At 48.3% G+C, this 19,623-nt stretch carries 13 protein-coding genes and 1 pseudogene; 5 read left to right on the forward strand and 9 right to left on the reverse strand.

Annotated features, from left to right (window positions below; genetic code table 11):
- Positions 1 to 200: 200 nt before the first annotated feature.
- The 9 genes and pseudogenes from HQK80_09870 to HQK80_09910 all read right to left on the reverse strand — a co-directional run bounded on the left by HQK80_09870 (position 201) and on the right by HQK80_09910 (position 10,043).
- Complete coding sequence (locus HQK80_09870) at positions 201 to 1,232, reverse strand: peptidylprolyl isomerase (protein MBF0222516.1); 1,032 nt, start codon at positions 1,230 to 1,232, stop codon at positions 201 to 203.
- Between the two features lie 205 nt (positions 1,233 to 1,437).
- Positions 1,438 to 1,920 (reverse strand): hypothetical protein, encoded by a 483-nt coding sequence (locus tag HQK80_09875; GenBank protein MBF0222517.1) that lies wholly within the window; start codon positions 1,918 to 1,920, stop codon positions 1,438 to 1,440.
- A gap of 238 nt (positions 1,921 to 2,158) precedes the next feature.
- Positions 2,159 to 4,264, reverse strand: a complete 2,106-nt coding sequence (locus tag HQK80_09880) for a bifunctional (p)ppGpp synthetase/guanosine-3',5'-bis(diphosphate) 3'-pyrophosphohydrolase (GenBank protein ID MBF0222518.1) — start codon at positions 4,262 to 4,264, stop codon at positions 2,159 to 2,161.
- A gap of 6 nt (positions 4,265 to 4,270) precedes the next feature.
- A complete protein-coding gene (locus tag HQK80_09885; protein ID MBF0222519.1) occupies positions 4,271 to 5,494 on the reverse strand; it encodes an NADH:ubiquinone reductase (Na(+)-transporting) subunit F in 1,224 nt (407 codons plus the stop codon).
- On the reverse strand, positions 5,494 to 6,102 hold the full coding sequence (gene nqrE, locus HQK80_09890) for an NADH:ubiquinone reductase (Na(+)-transporting) subunit E (GenBank protein MBF0222520.1): 609 nt from the start codon (positions 6,100 to 6,102) through the stop codon (positions 5,494 to 5,496). Before nqrE ends, HQK80_09885 begins: the two co-directional genes overlap by 1 nt.
- Positions 6,103 to 6,109: 7 nt before the next feature.
- Positions 6,110 to 6,727 (reverse strand): annotated as a pseudogene (locus HQK80_09895) (NADH:ubiquinone reductase (Na(+)-transporting) subunit D).
- Positions 6,724 to 7,512: a Na(+)-translocating NADH-quinone reductase subunit C gene (locus HQK80_09900; protein ID MBF0222521.1), complete on the reverse strand. Its 789-nt coding sequence runs from the start codon at positions 7,510 to 7,512 to the stop codon at positions 6,724 to 6,726. Before HQK80_09900 ends, HQK80_09895 begins: the two are co-directional and overlap by 4 nt.
- A complete protein-coding gene (locus tag HQK80_09905) occupies positions 7,502 to 8,695 on the reverse strand; it encodes an NADH:ubiquinone reductase (Na(+)-transporting) subunit B (GenBank protein ID MBF0222522.1) in 1,194 nt (397 codons plus the stop codon). The genes HQK80_09900 and HQK80_09905 overlap by 11 nt, the downstream gene beginning before the upstream one ends.
- 4 nt (positions 8,696 to 8,699) lie before the next feature.
- Positions 8,700 to 10,043: a Na(+)-translocating NADH-quinone reductase subunit A gene (locus HQK80_09910; GenBank protein ID MBF0222523.1), complete on the reverse strand. Its 1,344-nt coding sequence runs from the start codon at positions 10,041 to 10,043 to the stop codon at positions 8,700 to 8,702.
- 234 nt (positions 10,044 to 10,277) lie between these two features.
- Here HQK80_09910 and HQK80_09915 point away from each other — a divergent pair, with 234 nt between their 5' ends.
- From HQK80_09915 to HQK80_09935, 5 genes are all read left to right on the forward strand, one after another.
- Positions 10,278 to 10,682, forward strand: a complete 405-nt coding sequence (locus tag HQK80_09915; GenBank protein ID MBF0222524.1) for an Hpt domain-containing protein — start codon at positions 10,278 to 10,280, stop codon at positions 10,680 to 10,682.
- Positions 10,670 to 12,817 (forward strand): cation:proton antiporter, encoded by a 2,148-nt coding sequence (locus tag HQK80_09920; protein ID MBF0222525.1) that lies wholly within the window; start codon positions 10,670 to 10,672, stop codon positions 12,815 to 12,817. The genes HQK80_09915 and HQK80_09920 overlap by 13 nt, the downstream gene beginning before the upstream one ends.
- Entirely contained in the window at positions 12,813 to 14,246 is a 1,434-nt protein-coding gene (gene xth / locus HQK80_09925) for an exodeoxyribonuclease III (GenBank protein MBF0222526.1), read from the forward strand. The genes HQK80_09920 and xth overlap by 5 nt, the downstream gene beginning before the upstream one ends.
- 65 nt (positions 14,247 to 14,311) lie before the next feature.
- Positions 14,312 to 15,673: a biotin/lipoyl-binding protein gene (locus tag HQK80_09930; GenBank protein ID MBF0222527.1), complete on the forward strand. Its 1,362-nt coding sequence runs from the start codon at positions 14,312 to 14,314 to the stop codon at positions 15,671 to 15,673.
- A complete protein-coding gene (locus HQK80_09935) occupies positions 15,670 to 18,843 on the forward strand; it encodes an efflux RND transporter permease subunit (GenBank protein MBF0222528.1) in 3,174 nt (1,057 codons plus the stop codon). Before HQK80_09930 ends, HQK80_09935 begins: the two co-directional genes overlap by 4 nt.
- Positions 18,844 to 19,623 lie beyond the last annotated feature (780 nt).

Raw genomic sequence — 19,623 nt, forward strand, 5'->3', positions numbered from 1 at the left:
CTACCAAACTACAGTTCTAAATAGTGCTGAGGAAGTTCAACTTTATCGCCATGGTTAGGCTGGTCTATGTGTTTAAATTCCAGAGGCTTTCTCTAACCCTGCTGCGCTGGATAAGAGCCTCTACAGTTCTAAATAGTGCTGAGGAAGTTCAACTTTATCGCCATGGTTAGGCTGGTCTATGTGTTTAAATTCCAGAGGCTCTAAAAATCAATCAGTTCAACATCGAACACTAAGGTGGCATTTGGCGGAATCGCGGCGCCTGCGCCTCTTGATCCGTAGCCAAGATCTGGTGGTATGATCAAGGTGCGTTTTTCGCCTTTAGTCATGGTCAGAAAAGCTTCATCCCAACCCTTTATAACCCGGCTCATGCCTACAGGAAACTGGAATGGTTTGCCGCGGTCGACGGACGAATCAAACTTTTTACCATCAATCAGGGTTCCGGTGTAATGGGCTGTTACGTTGTCTCCTGTTTTAGGGGTGGTGCTGCCGGTGCCTTTTTGGGTAACAACATATTTGAGACCGCTTGGGGTAGTTGTGGCATTAGGCCATTTTTCCGTGATTATTTTTTTAGTTTTTTCTATATCGGCGGACTGTTGTGCGGTCTTTTGTGCACTGGCTCCCTTAACATAGGCATCAAAGGCAGCTTGATCGGCCTTGAAGGCCTTCGCTTTCTCGCCAACCCGTGTGATGGTCACGGTTTGTAAAATATCGCCCTTAGCAATCGCATTAACCACATCCATTCCAGTCACAACTTTACCAAAAACAGTGTGCTTACCGTTAAGCCATGGAGTTTCCTTGTGGGTAATGAAAAATTGACTGCCGTTAGTGCCTGGTCCGGCATTTGCCATTGATAGTACGCCGGGGCCATCATGTTTAAGAGAGGGGTCAATCTCATCTGGGAACTTGTAGCCTGGACCGCCTCGGCCGGTGCCCTGCGGATCACCGCCCTGAATCATGAAATCTTTGATAACCCTGTGGAAGGTAAGGCCATTGTAAAATTTAGCACCTTTTTCTTTGGAAGAGTTTTTTGTGCCTTCCGCGAGGCCGACAAAGTTGGCAACCGTCATTGGTGTTTTTTCAAACTCAAGCCTGACGACAATTTCACCTTTGTTGGTTTGCAGTTTAGCATACATTCCGTCAGCAAGTTCTGCTGCCTGCGCGGCAAAGGCTTGTCCTGTGAGGCAAATAAGCGCTATTAAGAAAACGTGCATGGTGCGAAAAAGGGTGTTCATGGGTGTCATCTCCTAAAAGTTACAAATTTAACATGAATGCTTCAGTCAGATTTTCTACTCATTTGCGGCCGTTCTGTCAACCGCGGAGGTGAGGTACAACAAAAAACCGCGCCGCCAAAGAGGCGGCACGGTAGGGGAGGGGGAAGAAAAAATGAACGGTAAAGCATCATGCAGGTGGTTTGGGGGACTACCTGCGTGAATTTTATTACTCAGTTGGAGCGTTGGTATTATTTTGATAACAGTTTTGGCCGTTGACTCCACCAAATGACCCGCAGCCCTGGCCGTTGCCGCCACCATTTGAACCGCATCCACGTCCTTGGCCATTTCCAAATTTACCGCCACGGCCTGCTTGCGGGTCTAAGCCTGCTTCGGTAGCTTTTTCTTGAATCTGTTGCTGGAGGTCAAACATCTCACCCCAAAGGATCTGGGCTTCGTCCTTATCGACGGTGTCGCTGTTCATCAAGGTGAAATATTCGGTACGTATTTCTCTGAGCTGGGTTCGCAATTCTTCAGTATCGGCCAGAAATGTCTGACGAGCTTCTGAGTCTACTGCGGCGTTCTGGTCGCAGTTTCCGCAGGATCCGGGAGTAAAGTTAGTACCTGCACCTTGACCCCATCGAGCCTGTGCTGCTTGACTGCCGAGTGCGATTGCTGCAACCAATGCAACTGTTGTTATTATTTTTTTCATGACGTTCTCCTTATGTTGAGTGATTGTTGATTTACTGCGTTCGTGTTTGCTCTCTTACAATACAAGTGCTGTGCCAACACGTTTATATATTTGTATGGCGCTGAAATTATTGGATAAATTTATGTTCTTGCGAGGCAGGTTGGTCTGTGACAGCCTGATGCGGCAGTGGGATTGGCTACATTTTACTCAAGGGTTGAAGGTGCGTGGGTAGTTTGGGAACAGAGAGGAAGATCGAGACTTATTGCTCAATAACAATCTCGTATTCAAGACCGGTTTTGTCGAAATGGTTTAAGGCGTCTTTCAGATCTTGCAGGGTGTCAACTGTGAAATTGATTTCCCAGGCTGACCCGCCATGCGGCAGCGACGAAAGAAAGATAACCTCTTGAATTTTCATGGTGAGCGGTGCCACACCCAGCATCATCATCAAACGATTTCTACTGGCTGCTTTCAAAATAAGAATGGTTTGCTGTTTCGAGACGAGGGTTTTTTTGAGGTTCCAGCGCAGCTCGATGACATCTTCCCTTTGTAACGATAACGAGCCAAGCGTCTCGCACTCTTTTTTGTGCACAGAAAGACCTCGGTTACTCAGCAGGCCAAAAAGCCCTTTTTCGGTGGGCACAGGAGAGCAACAGCGGGACAGCTTGATGCAGGCTGGATCAAGAGTCTCAAGGAAAACCTGGTTTAAAGTACCGGTGGGCGGTTCAAGGGTGTTTTGACCGGCGTAAAGTGTGTCTTTAATGGCCAGAATAACTTCACGAAGAGGTAATATGCCAGCACCGATATAGCGATACAGATCCGTCAGTTTGTCAGCCTCAAACTTTCCCAGAATCACGGACATTTTTTCTTTTTCTAAAAGCTCTCTGGGCAGGCCATAGCGCTTCATCTCCTGTTGGAGAATTTTCAAGCCGATGTCTTGAGCAAGGAGGTGACGACGACGGCGAAGAGCTTTTGCCAGATTGGAACGGGCCTTAGCTGATTTGCACAGGTACTGCATCTCAGGTTCAAACTCTACAGGGTGGCTGCGGGTAAGAATTTTGACCCGGTCACCATCTTTAAGCGTATATTCTGGGCCGCGTTTATGGTTGCCAACTCTGGCCGCGAAGCAGCGGCGCCCAACCTCTGTGTGAACCTTGAAGGCAAAATCTAAAACAGTGCTGTTTTGAGGAAGGCAAACGCGGTCACCCACAGGTGTGTAAGTGTAAATCTCTTTATGACCAGTCGCGGCAATGGCGTCTGTGTATGAAATCTCTTCATCGCCACCAAGTATATCAAAAATCTCGGTAATCTCTTCTTCAAAGGCTGAGGGCACTTTTTTCTCATCCACCCACATCTTGATGATGCCCAGGCGACCAACCTCATACATCTGATCGGTGCGAAATTTAAAAAGATAGGTGTTACCCTTGATGTTGGCTCGGGCGTGTAAACTCTGGTAACCAGTAGGCTTGGGGTTAGCGATAAAATCACGTATTGTTCTTGGGATTGGGGGAAAAAGCTGATTGACTATTCCAAGTGTACTGTAACAGGTATGAATATCCGGCACCGAGATAATGATCTCCATTGGGGTTTCTGTTTCCTTGGAAAGCAGCCGTTGTTTATGGTCAAAATAGGCCGACAGACCCTTTGCTATAAAGTAGATGTCGGCGGTTATCCACGATTCTTCGAGTTCTTTACGAAGTTTTGCGCCAATCTCTTCAATTTGCGAGCTGGTTGATAAATTTTGAATCTTGGTGTCGATTTTATGACTTTGGCGCGGGAATTTATAGCGGAGAGCCAAATCGTAGAGTTCGCGTTTAAGCTCAAAGAGCCCCATAATCTTGGCAAGCGGGGCATAAACGGTCAGTGTTTCTTCGGCAATTTTTTGACGTTTATGCCGGGGCATAGAGTCCAGGGTGCGCATATTGTGCAGCCGATCGGCCAGCTTGATGATCATAACCTCGACACGAGAGGCGGCACCGGAGAAGAGCTTGCGGTGCACCATCTGGTGAAAGGTCTTTTTGTCGCCGGTGTAATCGGTGATTTTTGTGCAACCGTCTACAATGGCCTCGACATTTGGGCCAAAATGTTCGCCAATTACCTCAGAGGTTACTTCCGGGACATCTTCGACGGTATCATGCAGCATCGCTGCTGCTAATGTCTCCGGATCTTTAACACCAAGCTCTTCGGCGATAATTTTGGTGACGTGACAGGGGTGACTGATGTAGGCCTCACCTGATCGGCGAGTTTGGTTCTGGTGGGCATCAACGGAAAACGAAAAAGCCTTCCAGAAAGTACTTGCGGGGCCATCTTGGCCTCCAAGGATTTCTTCCATGGATGTAATGAATTTACCAATATCAAACTTACTCATTTCCCATTAGCCGAAGTCATCAAACATAATATCTTCTCGCTCCACACCTTGATCGAGCAGTATTTTGGTTACGGCTGAGATCATCATTGGCGGGCCGCATAGATAGTATTCGCAGTCCTCAGGGGCGGGATGGTCTTTAAGGTACTGGTCATAGAGAACCTGGTGGATAAATCCGGTATACCCGTGCCAATTATCTTCTGGCTGAGGATCGGAGAGGGCGACATGCCACTGGAAATTTTCAAAGGATTCCTGGAGGGCATCGAAATCCTCGACATAAAACATTTCCAAGGCGGAACGGGCACCGTACCAGAAGGAGATTTTTCGTGTGCTGTTAAGTCTTTTAAGCTGATCAAAAATGTGTGAGCGCATTGGTGCCATGCCAGCGCCGCCACCAATAAATATCATCTCTTTGCCGGTATCTCTGGCGAAGAATTCTCCGAATGGTCCAAAAATAGTAACGGAATCACCCTTCTTGAGATTAAATATATACGAACTCATTTTGCCGGGTGGCACATTAGGGTTGTTGGGTGGCGGTGATGCAATTCGAACGTTAAGCCTGATAATACCCTTTTCGCCAGGGTAATTTGCCATCGAGTAGGCCCGGATGACTGGTTCGGTGACAACCGAGTGATATTGCCAGACGTTAAATTTATCCCAGTCGCTCTTAAATCGCTCAGCAATATCGAAGTCTTTGTAACTGACTTCATGGGGAGGGCATTCAATCTGGATATAGCCTCCGGCACGGAAGGGGACACTTTCTCCTTCCGGCAACTCCATAACCAGATCTTTAATAAAAGTAGCGACACTGTCGTTAGATTGTACCGTGCACTCCCAGCGTTTAACACCGAAAATTTCCGGCGGAATTTCAATTTTCATATCCCCTTTAACAGCAACCTGGCAGGAAAGCCGGTCGCCTTCTCGGGCTTCACGTTTGGAAATATAGGTCAGTTCAGTCGGCAGAATTTCACCGCCACCCTCGAGAACTTTTACCCGGCACTGACCACAGGTTCCACCACCACCGCAGGCTGAAGACACAAATATTTTGTTAGCTGCCAGGGTGTTGAGAAGCTTATTTCCAGCTTCAACAACAATGGTGTTGGCCTCATCATCGTTAATGGTAATGGCAACTTCACTGGAAGGCACAAGTGAGGATTTAGCAGCTAAGATCAGAGCGACCAGCACAAGGACAATAGCTGTAAAAAGAGTGACGCCTGTTATAATTTCAATCATTACAGTTGTACTCCGGAAAAGGCCAGAAAGCCCAGGGCCATTAATCCAACGGTGATAAAAGTGATTCCTAGACCTCTCAAACCTGCAGGGATGTCTGAATATTTAAGCTTCTCACGTATCCCAGCCAAGGCAGCGATAGCCATTGCCCAACCCAGCCCTGAACCGACACCGTAAACGACACTTTCGCCAAAGGAGTAGTCGCGCTCCACCATAAAGAGAGAGCCGCCCAGGATTGCACAGTTAACAGTTAACAGCGGCAGAAAAATACCCAAGGCGTTGTAGAGCGCTGGAAAAAATTTATCCAGCACCATCTCAAGAATCTGCACCATCGCTGCAATGACACCAATAAAACAGATCAGACCGAGAAAAGAGACGTTAACCTGGCCGAGACCCGCCCAGGCAAGTGCTTCTTCCTTGAGGAAAAACTGATAGATGAGATTATTGACCGGGACGGTGACAGTCTGAACGACAATAACAGCAACTCCTAGCCCCAGGGCAGTACTTACCCGCTTTGAGACCGCCAAAAAGGTGCACATTCCCAAGAAGAATGAAAGGGCAAGGTTCTCAATAAAAACAGCTTTGATGAATAGATTTAGATACTGTTCCATAATCAAACTACTCTTTCTCTACTTGCTCAGGATAGACGCTGCGCAGTACCCAGATAATCATGCCTATGATGAAAAAGGCGCTTGGCGACAGTAGCATAAGACCATTGCTCTGGTACCAGCCGCCGTCCCCGACAAGCGGCAGGAGCTGGTGGCCTAAAAGCTGACCGCTGCCCAGAAGTTCTCTGAAAAAAGCGACAATTACCAGAATACAGGCGTAGCCGGCGCCGTTGCCTAAGCCATCTAAAAAACTCAGCAATGGGCCGTTTTTCATGGCGAAGCCTTCGGCACGGCCCATAACAATACAGTTGGTTATAATCAGGCCGACATAGACGGAAAGCTGCTTGCTGATCTAGTAGGTGTAGGCCTTCCTAACCTTGTCGGCGATAATGACCAGTGAGGCAATAATGATCATCTGCACAATTATGCGGATACTGTTGGGGATGTGGTTTCGGATAATGCTGACTGCCATGTTTGAGCAACTGATCACAAAAACAACGGCAACCGACATAACAAGCGCGGTCTCCATTTTAGTAGTAACGGCAAGCGCCGAACAAACACCTAAAATCTGCAAGGCAATGGGATTTGACTTAAAAATGGGGCCGAAGAGTATCTTGCGCGTGCTCATACACGACCTCCATCTGCTCGAAACTTTTCTAAAAAGGGCAGGTACCCGTTTTCGCCAAGCCAGTAAAGGAGGAGATTTTCGACGCCGCGGCTGGTCATGGTAGCGCCGGAAATTGCATCTACCTGATGGACACTATTTTTATCGGCAGGGTTGACCCCACCTTTAACCAGACGAATTGCCGGCTGCCAGAGATTGTCATAAACAGTCTTGCCGGGCCATTGAGCTTTCCAACGCGGGTTGTCAACTTCACCGCCAAGCCCGGGGGTTTCTCCCTGATCATAAAAGGCAAAACCGGTAACTGTTTTGGTGTCGGCAGCCAGGGCTAAAAAACCGTAAAGTGTCGAATAGAGACCTTTCCCATGTACCGGCAGGACAATTTGCGAGATAGTTTCATTCTCTTTAACCAGGTAGATCAAGGCATATTGGGATCGCACTTTAAGCCTTGCCAGGTCATTTTCCTGCGGAATACGGTACTGGCTTGACAGATTGCGCGCAGATTTTTTAGCATCAAAGGAGGTTGGATTAATCTCAGAGGCTATTTCCCCGGAGGCAAGGTCGATAACGATTGGTTCAACCGCTGAAAACAGACGGTCGATTTCGCTTTCCGAGGCCTCTGATGCCTTGATGAGGCCAGCAGACATCAACAGATTTTTTTTGATATCCAGCTCTTTATTGAGCTCTTGGCGCGGGCGCAAGACGACAGCGGTGCTCGATACCAGAAACGAGCACACAAGGCACAGGGCAAAAGCCACAAAAAATGTTTTACGGACACTGTCAGCAGCCACTGCGAGCCAGCCTCCTTTGCTTGTTCTTTTGGAGCACCATGTAGTCAATAAGTGGTGCAAAGCAGTTGGCAAATAGAATCGCCAGCATCATTCCCTCTGGATACGCTGGGTTGATGACCCGAATGAGGACAGTCATAGCGCCTATCAAAAATCCGTAAAACCATTTGCCGCTTTGGGTCATAGCACCGGTCACGGGGTCTGTCGCCATGTAGACTGTTCCAAAGGCAAAGCCGCCGCTAACCAGGTGCCAGGCTGGAGTCATAGAGAACATCGGGTTTGTCTCACTGCCCACCATGTTAAACATGAGGGCTATGGCCAGCATGCCAAGACAGACACTGAGCATAATTCGCCAGGAACCGGTACCTGTAACCAGAAGCACAAGCGCACCAACTAAACAGGCAAGGGTTGATGTCTCGCCCATAGAGCCTGGAATTGTTCCTAGAAAGGCCTGCAGCCAGGTTGCCCCATACTCGTTTGCGCCGCTGGCGGCATTGGCAAGGATGGTGGCACCGGAATAGCCATCAAGGGCGGTCCAAACAGAGTCTCCGGAAATCTGAGCAGGGTAGGCAAAAAAGAGAAATGCCCGAGCTGTCAGGGCCGGATTCAGAAAATTTTTACCGGTACCGCCAAAAATCTCTTTACCGATAACCACACCGAAACTGATGGCCACAGCGACCTGCCAGAGAGGAGTCCCGGGCGGTAAGATCAGAGGGAATAAAATGCCGGTAATAAAAAACCCTTCATTGATCTCATGACCGCGCACACTGGCAAAGACAACTTCCCAGAATATACCGACGACATAGGTGACAATGGTGATTGGTAAAAAGAAGAGGGCGCCCAGCAGGCAGTTGTCCCAAAGAGAAGCCGGGTTGTGGGCGGCCCCGAGCAAGCTGATCAGTTGATAACGCCAGCCGCTGGGTATAGTTCCTGAGGCAGCAATTATATTGTTGGCCTGTAGGCCTGTGTTGTAAAGGGCCATCAGAATGCAGGGCACAACCGCAATATAGACGCAGATCATGACACGTTTCAGATCTGAGTGTTCACGAATGTGGGAGTCGCAGGCCGTTACTGCAACAGGCGTATAAAACAGAGTGTCGGCTGCCTCATAGAGGGGATAGAGTTTTGCTAAACGCCCCTCTTTTTGAAAATGCGGTTTTATGTGGTCGAGCAGGCTTCGTAACATACAATCAGCCTTCTTTTTCGATCATGGTTAAGGTCTCTCTCAAAAGAGGTGCGTAACTGTTTTTTGATGAATCGACGAAGGTGCAGAGAGCCAGATCCTCTTCATCAAGTTCCAGGCAGCCGAGAGCCTCTGCCTGCTCAACATCACGAACAGCGATGGCCCGCAATAAGTAGGTTGGTTCAATGTCCAACGGCATCACTTTCTCAAAACTGCCTATGGGAACAATGGCGCGCTGGGAGCCGTTCAGGGCAGTTGTAAACGAAAACAGTTTTTTCGGTGATAAGGCTGACAGAAACATCGGCTTAATCGAAAATTTATTGCTACCAGGGGCCAGCCAGCCAAGAAACTCCTGCTGGCCACCTTCACTGATCACGGAGACTTGATTATGGTAGCGTCCCAGGTAGGTAAATGGACCGTGGGCCGTTGTACCTGAAAGTACAGATCCCGAAATAATCCGGTTCTGCCCCTCGCAAAGCTTACCGGAGGTTAACTCATCAAGATTGGCACCAAGGACTGTTTTTATGATTTGCGGTTTTTTGACCTGAGGCCCGGCCAGAGAGATAAATCTGTCCTGGTAGAGCTTACCGGTTAAAAACAGGTGGCCAACTGCCACAACATCCTGGTAACCAATGTGCCAGACGGTTTTTTGCTGGTTCACAGGATCGAGAAAATGAATATGAGTGCCAACCAGGCCGGCAGGGTGAGGGCCGGAAAACTCACTCACCGTCACACATGGCAGTCTGAGGCCGGGCAAGTTGGAAGCAGGGGCTTTGCAAAGATAAAGTGAGCCGTCTGTGAGGGTGGCTAGTACCGATAAACCGGTTTCAAAGGCCTCTGGTTTTTGGGCAAGAATAGTCTCAACACAGGGCGCCAGGGGATTTGTATCCATTGCCGTGACAAATACAGCGTGCGGGGTGCTGTCCGGAGCGGGAATTTTTGAGTAGGGCCGTGTGCGAATGGCGGTCCACAGCCCTGATTCCACCAGCAGATCGACGACCGCTTGCCGGTTAAGGCTGCCGGGCTCTTTGGCAGTGTACGATGAAAAAACAACCTGTTCGGTATTGTCTACCTCAATGACAAGTGATTGAAATGATCGGCGTTGGCCCCGGTTAATCTCGGTTATTGTGCCGCTGGCGGGGGCTGTAAAAATGACGCCGGGGTTTTTTTTGTCTTCAAAAAGAGGCTGCCCGCACTGTACTCTGTCGCCTTCCGTGACGGTCATGGATGGCTTTAGGCCGTGGTAATCAATGCCAAGCAGGGCGACCATAGATGGTGCGCCTGCACTGCCGATATCCTGGCTCGGTGCACCAGTGATTGGGATAGTAAACCCTTTTTTTAAGGTTATCATAATGGGTGGTAAATTTTGAATATAAGTCTTGATTATATGGGTGTTGGCACTTTTGTACTTTAATGGGTTCATTATATAAGGGCTGACTCTATTGTCAAAATTAAAAAGAGTTGTGACCAATTTATATTTGTAAATTGAAGCCTGATCCGCCTATATCGTTATACGTAGTTTGATCTCAGTAATTTAAAATTTAAAATCTTGGCGTAATTGTACTTTATTTGTAAAATGTCTGTCATGAACGAAAATGTAAAATCATCTGAACCCGAGAGCTCCGTTAATCTGGAGGCACTTATTGACTATTGTGCCGGAAAGGAGAGTCTTGCTCAAAGAGTGCTTGAGTCCTTTTTGCAGATAAGTCCACAGTACCTTGCAGAGTTTACGAAGGCACTAGAGTGTGGCGATAGTGATGAGCTCCGGGCCTTATGCCACAAGAATCAGGGTGCGGCAGGGATTATTCACGCAGAATCTCTTCTGCGGCTTATTGCTCAGATCAGGCAATTTGCAATAGACCAGGAGATTGAAAAGGCGCAAGAGTGTCTGCCTGAGCTGGAGAAAGCTTTCGCAGAGATTAATGCCTTTATCAAAAAGACACTCTCTCCTGACCCAGCCGAGCTGGATCAGTCTTTGTGGAAAATATAACCCTCGCATTAGCCTTGCTGCTTGGTTTTGGATTCGTTGTCGCCAAGGTAGGCCAATTTTTCAAGCTGCCCTCCGTTACGGGCTATATCTGTGCAGGGCTGATTCTTGGCCCTTCCGGCATTAATTTCCTCTCCGCAGAGTCCATTGGCCAACAGCTTGGCCACTTCACCCAACTTGCCCTCATGATGATCTCTTTCGGAATTGGCGAGCATCTTGAGTTAAAGCGTCTGCGTACATCAGCCAGAAGTGTCTGCTTCATCGGGGTGCTTGAAGTCCTTGGCGCCTTTACTGCCGTCTGTGTGGGAACATTCTTAGTTGCTAAATTTTCCGGGATTGGTCTTGCAAGTTGGACAACTGTTGATTTAGCCGTCCTGTCAATTCTTCTTGGTGCAATTTCTGTAGCAACTGCCCCTGCCACCACGATGCATGTAATGACTGAGCTGCGTGCTTCAGGTCCCCTGACGACAACATTAATGGCAGTTGTGGCCTTTGATAATGGGATGGCAATCATGATGTTCGGTCTGTTTTCGGCCTTGGCACATCAGCTCACTGCTGTTGAGGGTGGCTCCGTTTTTACGGCAATCTCAGCAAGTATGCTTGAGATTGCCGGTGCGCTGTTGATGGGGGCTGTTACAGGCTTACTTATTGATTTTGTTAATAACCGGCTCCGTTCAAAGAATGAGATGCTTACTGTTGGCCTCGCCCTGCTTCTTCTGTGCGGGGAGGGTGCGCGTATGCTCAATCTCTCCCCGCTTCTGGCGGGCATGGCTGCCGGGTTTGCAATTGTTAATCGGGATCACCGCGATCTGCGTCTTTTTAGAGCACTTAATGCCTTTGAACCGCCTGTCTATGTTCTTTTTTTTACTCTGGCAGGTGTTCACCTTGATTTGAGCGCCCTGGCGATCGCGGGTTGGCTAGGTTTGGGCTATTTTGTTTTTCGCTTTCTGGGAAAAACTATTGGAGCTGGAGCCGGCGCCAAGATATCGTCGGCGCCTAAAGTGGTCTGTAGTTACCTGGGGATGGCTTTAACACCACAAGCTGGAGTCGCCATTGGTCTTATCTTTCTGCTAAAAGATGATGTCGGCCTTTTTAGTTTTTCACAAGTTATTACACCTGTGGTGCTTACAGGTGTAATTCTCTCCGAACTGACCGGGCCCATTTTTGCCAGATATGCTGTGAAAAAGGCTGGAGAGGCCTTTGACGGGCCAACGGAGTCGGTACGATCTCAATCTCTATTGCGTGATGTCGATGGTGATGGCACGAAGGCAACTACCCTGGATGGAGTTCCGATGGTCCCCTGGCTTTGGGAACGATTTCAGCGGCCGACGCGCCCGGATGGCGTTGTGGTTTTTGGGGCCAACCATCTTGCTACGACTGCAGCATTGGCAAGAATGGCTGCGATCTTTGCCCATGATTATGGGGCCTTTCCTCTGGCAGCAAGAATTCTTCTTCCGGGTCAAACCTTTAGTCCAGAACAAAAAGAGGTCGAGATTTCGCTTACTGAAGTTGCTCGGGCAGAGGTGCATAGTATGGGGTCAGAACTATACACAGTGACCCAGAAAAGCGAAAACGCGGCCAAGGGTATTCTCCAAATTGCTAAGGATACCAATGCCCGGGCCATTGTTCTCGGGCACTCTATTCGATTAACGCCAAATGAGTTTCATCGGGTTCTCGGGGCGGTCGTCGAAGAGGCGCCATGTCCGACGATTATAATTAAATTTAGCGGCATTCTGCACACCGAGCGGATTATTGTTCCCATAGTCAATATGCGAGAACTCCATCTACTTCGAAATCCGGTACGGGCTCTCGCTACTGTCGGCCACCATCATATCAGCTTTCTGAGACTTATGCCGTCCTATGAGAAGGCAGAAACAGTTATCAAGGCTGAAAAACGTCTGTTGCGCTGGGCTGAGATGGAAGGTCTTGCGGCTATCAGTAGTTGCGAAGCCATTGCCACAGATGCACGGCAGGAAACTATAATAGAAAAAACGCAAGGCCACGATCTGGTAATTATGGCCGGACCTCGATTACAAAAATTTCGACGCCTCTTTTTTGGCTCTTTAGCGGGGGGTGGCTCAGAGTTGTCCGATCACTCTGATTACCGTCTATCCACCTGGGGAAGAATGAGTGATTGATATAAATAAAGTACTCGATGTGCTGGAAAAAGAAGTCGCCAACTACAAGGTACCTGTTGTTGATCTCATAGCCGTTCAAACCAGAGATCCATTCAAGGTTTTAGTGGCCACGATCCTCTCGGCCCGGACTAAGGACGAGACAACCGCGGAGGCAGCAGAACGTCTTTTTGAAAAGGCCCCGGATGTAAAACAACTGGCGGGCTTGTCTGAGCAGGAGATCAGTAAACTAATCTATCCGGTTGGTTTTTATAAAAACAAGGCTGGCTATCTTGCCTCGCTGCCAGCGGCACTTGAGGCGTTTGGCGGTGTCGTTCCCGATGAGATTGACTTGCTTGTTAAACTCCCCGGAGTTGGTCGAAAAACGGCAAATCTGGTGAGGGCAGTGGTCTTTAAAAAGCCGGCGATCTGTGTCGATACACATGTGCACCGGATTATGAATATCTGGGGCTATGTAACTACCAGAACGCCACTGGAAACGGAAATGGTGCTCCGTGCCAAACTGCCGGAAAGGCATTGGCTGACGGTTAACTCCACTCTGGTGGCTTTTGGCCAGGGAACGTGCAGGCCGGTAGGGCCTCATTGTGACCGCTGCGTCATCAGCGCTGACTGCCCTCAAATTGGCGTCACGCCCAGGCGTTTGAGCAAAAATGCCAAGAGGAGCACGGCGGGTAAGACGTTTATCTCATGGAATGTAAATGGTATCCGGGCGGTGGAGAAAAAGGGATTTGTTGATATTGTTAAAGAGTCCTCGGCAGACATTTTTGCGATTCAGGAAACTAAGGCTCAACCGGAACAGCTTTCCGAGGCACTCCTGAAAATTGACGGCTATCACTCATTTTGGTTTTCAGCACAAAAAAAAGGGTATTCCAGTGTTGCTATCTATACCAGGCAGGAGCCTGAAAATGTATTGTATGGCCTTGGTGATGAACTTTATGATCATGAGGGCAGGGTGCTGACTGCGGAGTACAGTGATTTTTTTCTAGTCAATGCCTATTTTCCAAACTCCCAGCACGGCTTGGCGCGCCTGGATTATAAGTTGGGTTTTAATGCCGCCCTGCAAAGCTTTGCAGCAAAGCTTGCCAAAAAGAAATCCGTGGTTGTCTGTGGTGATTTCAATGTTGCCCATACGGAGATAGATTTGGCAAATCCAAAATCAAATGAGCAAAATCCAGGCTTTACACCACAGGAGAGGGCCTGGATGGATACCTTTATCGATTCAGGATTTGCAGATACCTTCAGAAAGTTCGATCAGGGGCCGGATAACTATACCTGGTGGAGTTATCGGTTTAATGCACGGGAAAGGAATATTGGTTGGCGTATTGATTACTTTTGTGTTGATTCGAAAAGTGAAAAACGCGTGGTTGATGCAGTTATCTTAAAAGAGCAGATGGGTTCAGACCATTGTCCGGTTTCAATCAGTTTTGTTTAGTGGATTAGGTCCTTGTGGGATGATGGAATAATTACAAGGGTATAATTTTTTAACGGAGAGCAGCTATGAGTCAGCAGTATTTGCCGCAAACAAACGGCAAGGTTATGTTCCGCATTGTTGTCTGTATCGCAATTCTGTTGGTGGGATTTATTGGCATGACCTTGCTCTCAAAGATGAAACAGCCGCCGGCCGAAATTGTTGTTAAAGAACGTACCCTGCAAGTTGAAACGCTCTCGGCCAAAGCAGAAAGTGTCCAAATGAAAATTACGGGTTTTGGTCAAGTAACCCCCCTTGACACAGTTGCCATCTCTCCAGAGGTTTCCGGGCGTATTGTTGCTGTAAACTCTCGCCTGGATCAAGGTGTTATTATCGAAAAGGGTGAGCTTCTGTTCCGTATAGATCCAAGTGATTATGAGACAGTCCGTGATACTACAGGTGCTGAGGGCGAGCGTCTTAAAAAAAACATTATGGTGCTTGGCCGGCAGATAGAGATTGACACCCAGCGCTTGATATCTATTGAAAGGAATCGTGATCTGGCCAAAGCGGAACACGAGCGCTATAAAAAATTATACCAGGAGCATGAAGCGGTGAGCCTTGCCTATGTCGAAAAGCAAGAGCAGGTTTACAATAACGCTAAGGATCTGGCCGCGCAACTGGCGAAAACAATCGAACTGTATCCTTTGCAGATTGAAGAGACGGATAGTGCGCTCACGGCAGCACAAGCGCGTTTTGAAAATGCTATGACCAATCTGGCACGCTGCGAGGTTAAAGCTCCATTTACTGGCCGGATAACCGAGGCTGAGCTTGAAATCGGGCAGTATGTCACTCCCGGCAAACAGGTGGTCGCCATGGCCAACGATGCTATCCTGGAAATTCATCTGCCCATCGACAGTGGTGAGGCGCGAAAATGGCTGCGTTTTAAGGATGGCAGAAGCCGTGGCTGGTTTACCGATGTTGAGCCGGTACTCTGCGATATCCGCTGGACTGATGACGATAAAAACATTTGGCAGGGCGTTTTGCATCGAGTGGTCAGATTTAATCCTGAAACCAGAACATTGACCGTTGCCGTCAGGGTGGAAAATCATCAGGCAGTTTCTTTGGCAAGGCCGAGACTACCGCTCGTTGCCGGCATGTTCTGTTCAGTGACCATTCCCGGCCTGGTTCTCGATGGTGTCTACCGGTTGCCACGGTGGGCAGTCAGCTTTAAAGAGACCGTCTATCTGGCAATCGGCAACCGTCTAAAAACATCTGCTGTGGAAGTGGCACGTATTCAGGGCGAGGAGGCCTTTGTCTCAAAAGGCCTCAAAGATGGTGATCAGATCATCACTACCCGCTTAGTCGAGCCTTTAGAAAATTCGCTGCTTAGAATTCATAATTCGAACAAGGCCGAAAAAGCACAAAAAAGTGGGTCCGGAGTCGCTTTATGAAGCAAGTTTTATCCGCTTTTATCCATAATACCGTCTTTGCTAATATTGCTATGGTCATAATTTTTCTGGCCGGCGGTATGGCAGTTTTTTCAATGATTAAGGAGACCTTTCCGGAGTTCTCCCTTGATGCCATTTCAGTCACTGTTGCCTATCCAGGGGCCGATCCTGAAGAGGTCGAGGAAGGTGTTTGCCTGAAAATCGAAGAGGCGATTGAAGGCCTGGAAGGTATCAAGCAATACACCACAACATCCAGTGAAAATTCGGGCTTTGCCTGGATAGAGGTTAAAGAAAATTATGATGTCGGTGATGTGCTTGACAAGGTCAGGAACAGCGTAAATGCCATCTCAACATTTCCGCTGGATGCAGAAAAACCGATCATTACGGAGTATGTCCTGCGCGACCTGGTCTCCTTTCTCTATCTTGCCGGAGATATGTCTGAACGGCAGCTCAAAGAGTGGGCCGAAAAAACCAAAGATGAGATTCGTAATCTGCCGGATATTTCACAGGTTGCTGTCTATGGGGCTCGAGATTATGAGATATCGATAGAGGTATCTGAGGAAAAACTGCGCGAGTACGGACTTACGTTTGATCAGGTCTCTGCCGCGATTCGCCGAAGCAGTATTAACCTTGCCGGCGGAACGATTCGCACCCAGGAAGAAGAGATCCGGGTCCGGACTTTGGGGCGTAAATACACGGGCGGGGAGTTTGCTTCAATCATTGTTCTGGCGAGGCCTTCCGGTGAATTAGTTACTCTCGACCGCATTGCCCAGATCAATGACGGATTCAGTGAAGATCCAATCGCTGTGGCAATCAACGGTGAACCTGGCATTATGCTTTCGGTTTTTAAGACCAAGGAAGAAGATTCTCTGGCGATTGCCCAGCGAGTCAAGAGCTATATTGAGGCGGAACAGCTTAAGCTGCCTGATGGTGCAACGATCTCGATGTTGTATGATGGTACAGAAATGCTGCACTCCAGGATTAATCTTCTCGTTAAAAACGGTCTGATTGGTCTGGGTCTGGTCTTTTTGCTGCTCTGGCTGTTTCTTGATGTGCGGCTCTCTTTCTGGAGTGGTATGGGTATCCCCATCTCGATTGCAGGCGCGCTGGCCATTCTCTGGGCCATGGGGGCGACAATCAACATGATTTCACTGTTCGGGCTGATTATGGTGCTGGGCATTGTTGTTGATGATGCAATTGTGGTAGGAGAAGCGATTTTTGTACACCGGCAGCGTGGAAAATCGGCTGTTCAGGCGGCCATTGACGGTGTCACAGAGGTTGGTATGCCGGTGGTTGCCGCAGTTCTGACTACCATTGTCGCCTTTATCCCGCTGGCCTATATTGGCGGGATAATGGGTAAATTTATTGCTATCATGCCGGTGGTTGTTATTGCCTGCCTGGTTATTTCTCTTCTGGAGTGTCTTTTTCTTTTACCGGCCCATCTGAGCCATCTTCCTGAACCTGTCAGCTACGACGGTAGACTAAATGCCAACCGTTTCAAAAGGCTGTTGAACATCAACAAACTGGTCAGCCGAAAACTTGAACTCTTTGTTGAAACTGTTTACGCCCCGTTTCTTAGTAAGGTTATGCAGTGGCGCTACATTTCCCTTTGCACCGCACTGGCTATTTTGTCCATCACCATCGGTTTGATTCAGGGGGGTTTTCTGAAATTTGAAGTCTTTCCCGAGGTTGATGGCTTTGTGATCAGCGCCAATGTGGAGTTTGCCAACGGCACACCTCCTGAGGTTACCCGTAAAGCCGTTGCTGAAATTGAGGCAGCGCTTCTGCGCCTTGCAGAGCACACCAGGACTCGATCCGGCGAACCGCTGCTTAAAAATCGCTATACCCTGGTTGGTCAGGAGTTGAAGGATTATGGTGAAATCGGTTCACACTATGGGGGCGTGCGGGCGATTCTGCTTGAGTCCGAAAAAAGGGGTATCCACACCAAAGACCTCATGATCGACTGGGAAAAAGAGATACCCCCTCTAGCCGGGGTGAAGGCGCTTACCTTTGCAGGCCTTTCTCAAGGCCCGCCCGGCGATCCAATCGAGATTTGGATTCAGGGGCGTGACATGCAGAAGATTCTTGCCGCCTCAGGTGAGGTTTTAGAGCGCTTGCGTCAATTTGATGGTGTCACTCAGATTCGTTCCGATCACTCATTGGGTAAAAACGAAGTGCGGCTTACCTTGAAACCGGAGGCCCGTGCCCTTGGTTTTACCGTTGATGATCTTGCCCATCAGGTAAAGGCGGGATACTTCGGGGAAGAGGCTCTGCGGCTGCAGCGAGGTCGAAATGATATTCGTGTAAAAGTACGTTACGAGGGTGATGCCCGACAGCGAATATCTTCCCTGGAACAGGTTCGCATCCGTATTGGTGAGCGAGAAGTACCTCTTCGGAGCGTTGCTGATTTTACCTACTCATCCGGTTATTCGAAAATCACCAGGACCGATGGTCTCCGGCGGATAATGGTCAGTGCCGGAGTCGACACCAATAAAGCCAATGCCAATGAGATTCTGGGTCAGCTTTCGGCAGATTTTTTCCCCGAATTAAAAAACAGATACCCTGATCTGTATATCTCAGCCCAGGGGGAACAGAAAAAGATGCGGGAGTCGTTTTCCAGTCTTAAAATTGGCTTTCCGTTAGCAGGTGTCGGGATTTTCGTCATTGTTGCCACCATGTTTCGTTCCTACGCCCAACCCTTTGTGATTATGTTTACAGTTCCTTTCGGGATCATTGGGGCGGTTGTCGGTCACTTGCTACTTGGCTATGAACTCTCCATGATGAGTATGTTTGGTATGGTTGCTTTAACGGGGGTAGTCGTTAATGATGCCATTGTTCTTATCGATCGAATTAATATTAACCTCTCCGAGGGAATGCCATTTTTTGAGGCGATACGAAACGGTGGAATGCGGCGGTTTCGGGCGATATTTCTAACGACCCTGAGCACGGTCGGCGGCTTAACACCACTGATTATTGAAACCGATCTGCAGGCCAAATTCCTGATCCCGATGGCCCTTTCCATCGCGGCCGGAGTTGCCTTTGCGACTGTTTTAACCTTGCTGCTCATTCCGAGTATCCTGGTCATTTTAAATGATTTTCGCCGCCTGGCGTACCGGCTGCGCTCAGGTGTATGGCCAGGGCGAGAAGAAGTTGAACCCGCAAGTAATCGATAAAGGCTGCCCTTTGCCTGGTCCGGCAAAACCGGAAATACGCACCTTAACTACAGGAGAAATTGTACTGGGGGAAATATATGAGAAATAGATTTTAGAAGGGGGCAAGATTTAATCTGCCGATCTTGACAATATTTATACTCTCAAGTAGCTATGTTGGCGGCGTAAAAAAGTGGCACGATTTAATTTATTTTGATAACGGATAGTCTTAGGGCGGTTAATTGTTAATGCAGAAGAGATTTCATATAGGTATTAAGAAGTACTGTTTTGGCTTTTTGATATTGTGCATTTTCGGCGCCTTTTTATCCCCCACTTTTCATGTTCATCAGCACAGCCATGAACAAGAGGAAAACCAACGAGACCTGATCGTTGCGTCTAGAATTCAGCACAACCATAGCGTTGCATTTGATCTTGATCACCATAACGACTATCGGACTGATGGAGTAACTTTTTCAGAAAACTCCTCTCACAATCACGATAAATATCAGCATTACCATTTACAACAAAGCTTCTCCCATAGGTCACCAAAATCTTTTCAACCTCATAAGTATCGGGCAAAATGGCAAGATGTAAATCAGGTCAGCCAATACAATTCAACAGCAACAGTACATCCTTATTTTTCGCAACAGTTTCCCAGTGTTACCCTCCAATCAATTACATCCTATATTTTTTCTGCCTGCGACCTGCCGCCACCAATAGTTTAAGTATTCCCACCAGCATATTACTCACTGTTAAAAACCTCAAATAGTACGGTTTCATACGTATCTATTTGGATGCTGGTGG

The sequence above is a fragment of the Desulfobulbaceae bacterium genome, from assembly GCA_015231515.1.
Taxonomy (GTDB): domain Bacteria; phylum Desulfobacterota; class Desulfobulbia; order Desulfobulbales; family VMSU01; genus JADGBM01.

What these genes read in the sequence shown, in the direction of transcription:
- HQK80_09880 (MBF0222518.1), bottom strand. Translation starts at nt 4,264, where the DNA reads ATGAGTAAGTTTGATATTGGTAAATTCATTACATCCATGGAAGAAATC.
- HQK80_09870 (MBF0222516.1), bottom strand. Translation starts at nt 1,232, where the DNA reads ATGAACACCCTTTTTCGCACCATGCACGTTTTCTTAATAGCGCTTATT.
- HQK80_09935 (MBF0222528.1), top strand. Translation starts at nt 15,670, where the DNA reads ATGAAGCAAGTTTTATCCGCTTTTATCCATAATACCGTCTTTGCTAAT.
- nqrE (MBF0222520.1), bottom strand. Translation starts at nt 6,102, where the DNA reads ATGGAACAGTATCTAAATCTATTCATCAAAGCTGTTTTTATTGAGAAC.
- HQK80_09875 (MBF0222517.1), bottom strand. Translation starts at nt 1,920, where the DNA reads ATGAAAAAAATAATAACAACAGTTGCATTGGTTGCAGCAATCGCACTC.
- HQK80_09915 (MBF0222524.1), top strand. Translation starts at nt 10,278, where the DNA reads ATGAACGAAAATGTAAAATCATCTGAACCCGAGAGCTCCGTTAATCTG.
- HQK80_09910 (MBF0222523.1), bottom strand. Translation starts at nt 10,043, where the DNA reads ATGATAACCTTAAAAAAAGGGTTTACTATCCCAATCACTGGTGCACCG.
- HQK80_09930 (MBF0222527.1), top strand. Translation starts at nt 14,312, where the DNA reads ATGAGTCAGCAGTATTTGCCGCAAACAAACGGCAAGGTTATGTTCCGC.
- HQK80_09885 (MBF0222519.1), bottom strand. Translation starts at nt 5,494, where the DNA reads ATGATTGAAATTATAACAGGCGTCACTCTTTTTACAGCTATTGTCCTT.
- HQK80_09905 (MBF0222522.1), bottom strand. Translation starts at nt 8,695, where the DNA reads ATGTTACGAAGCCTGCTCGACCACATAAAACCGCATTTTCAAAAAGAG.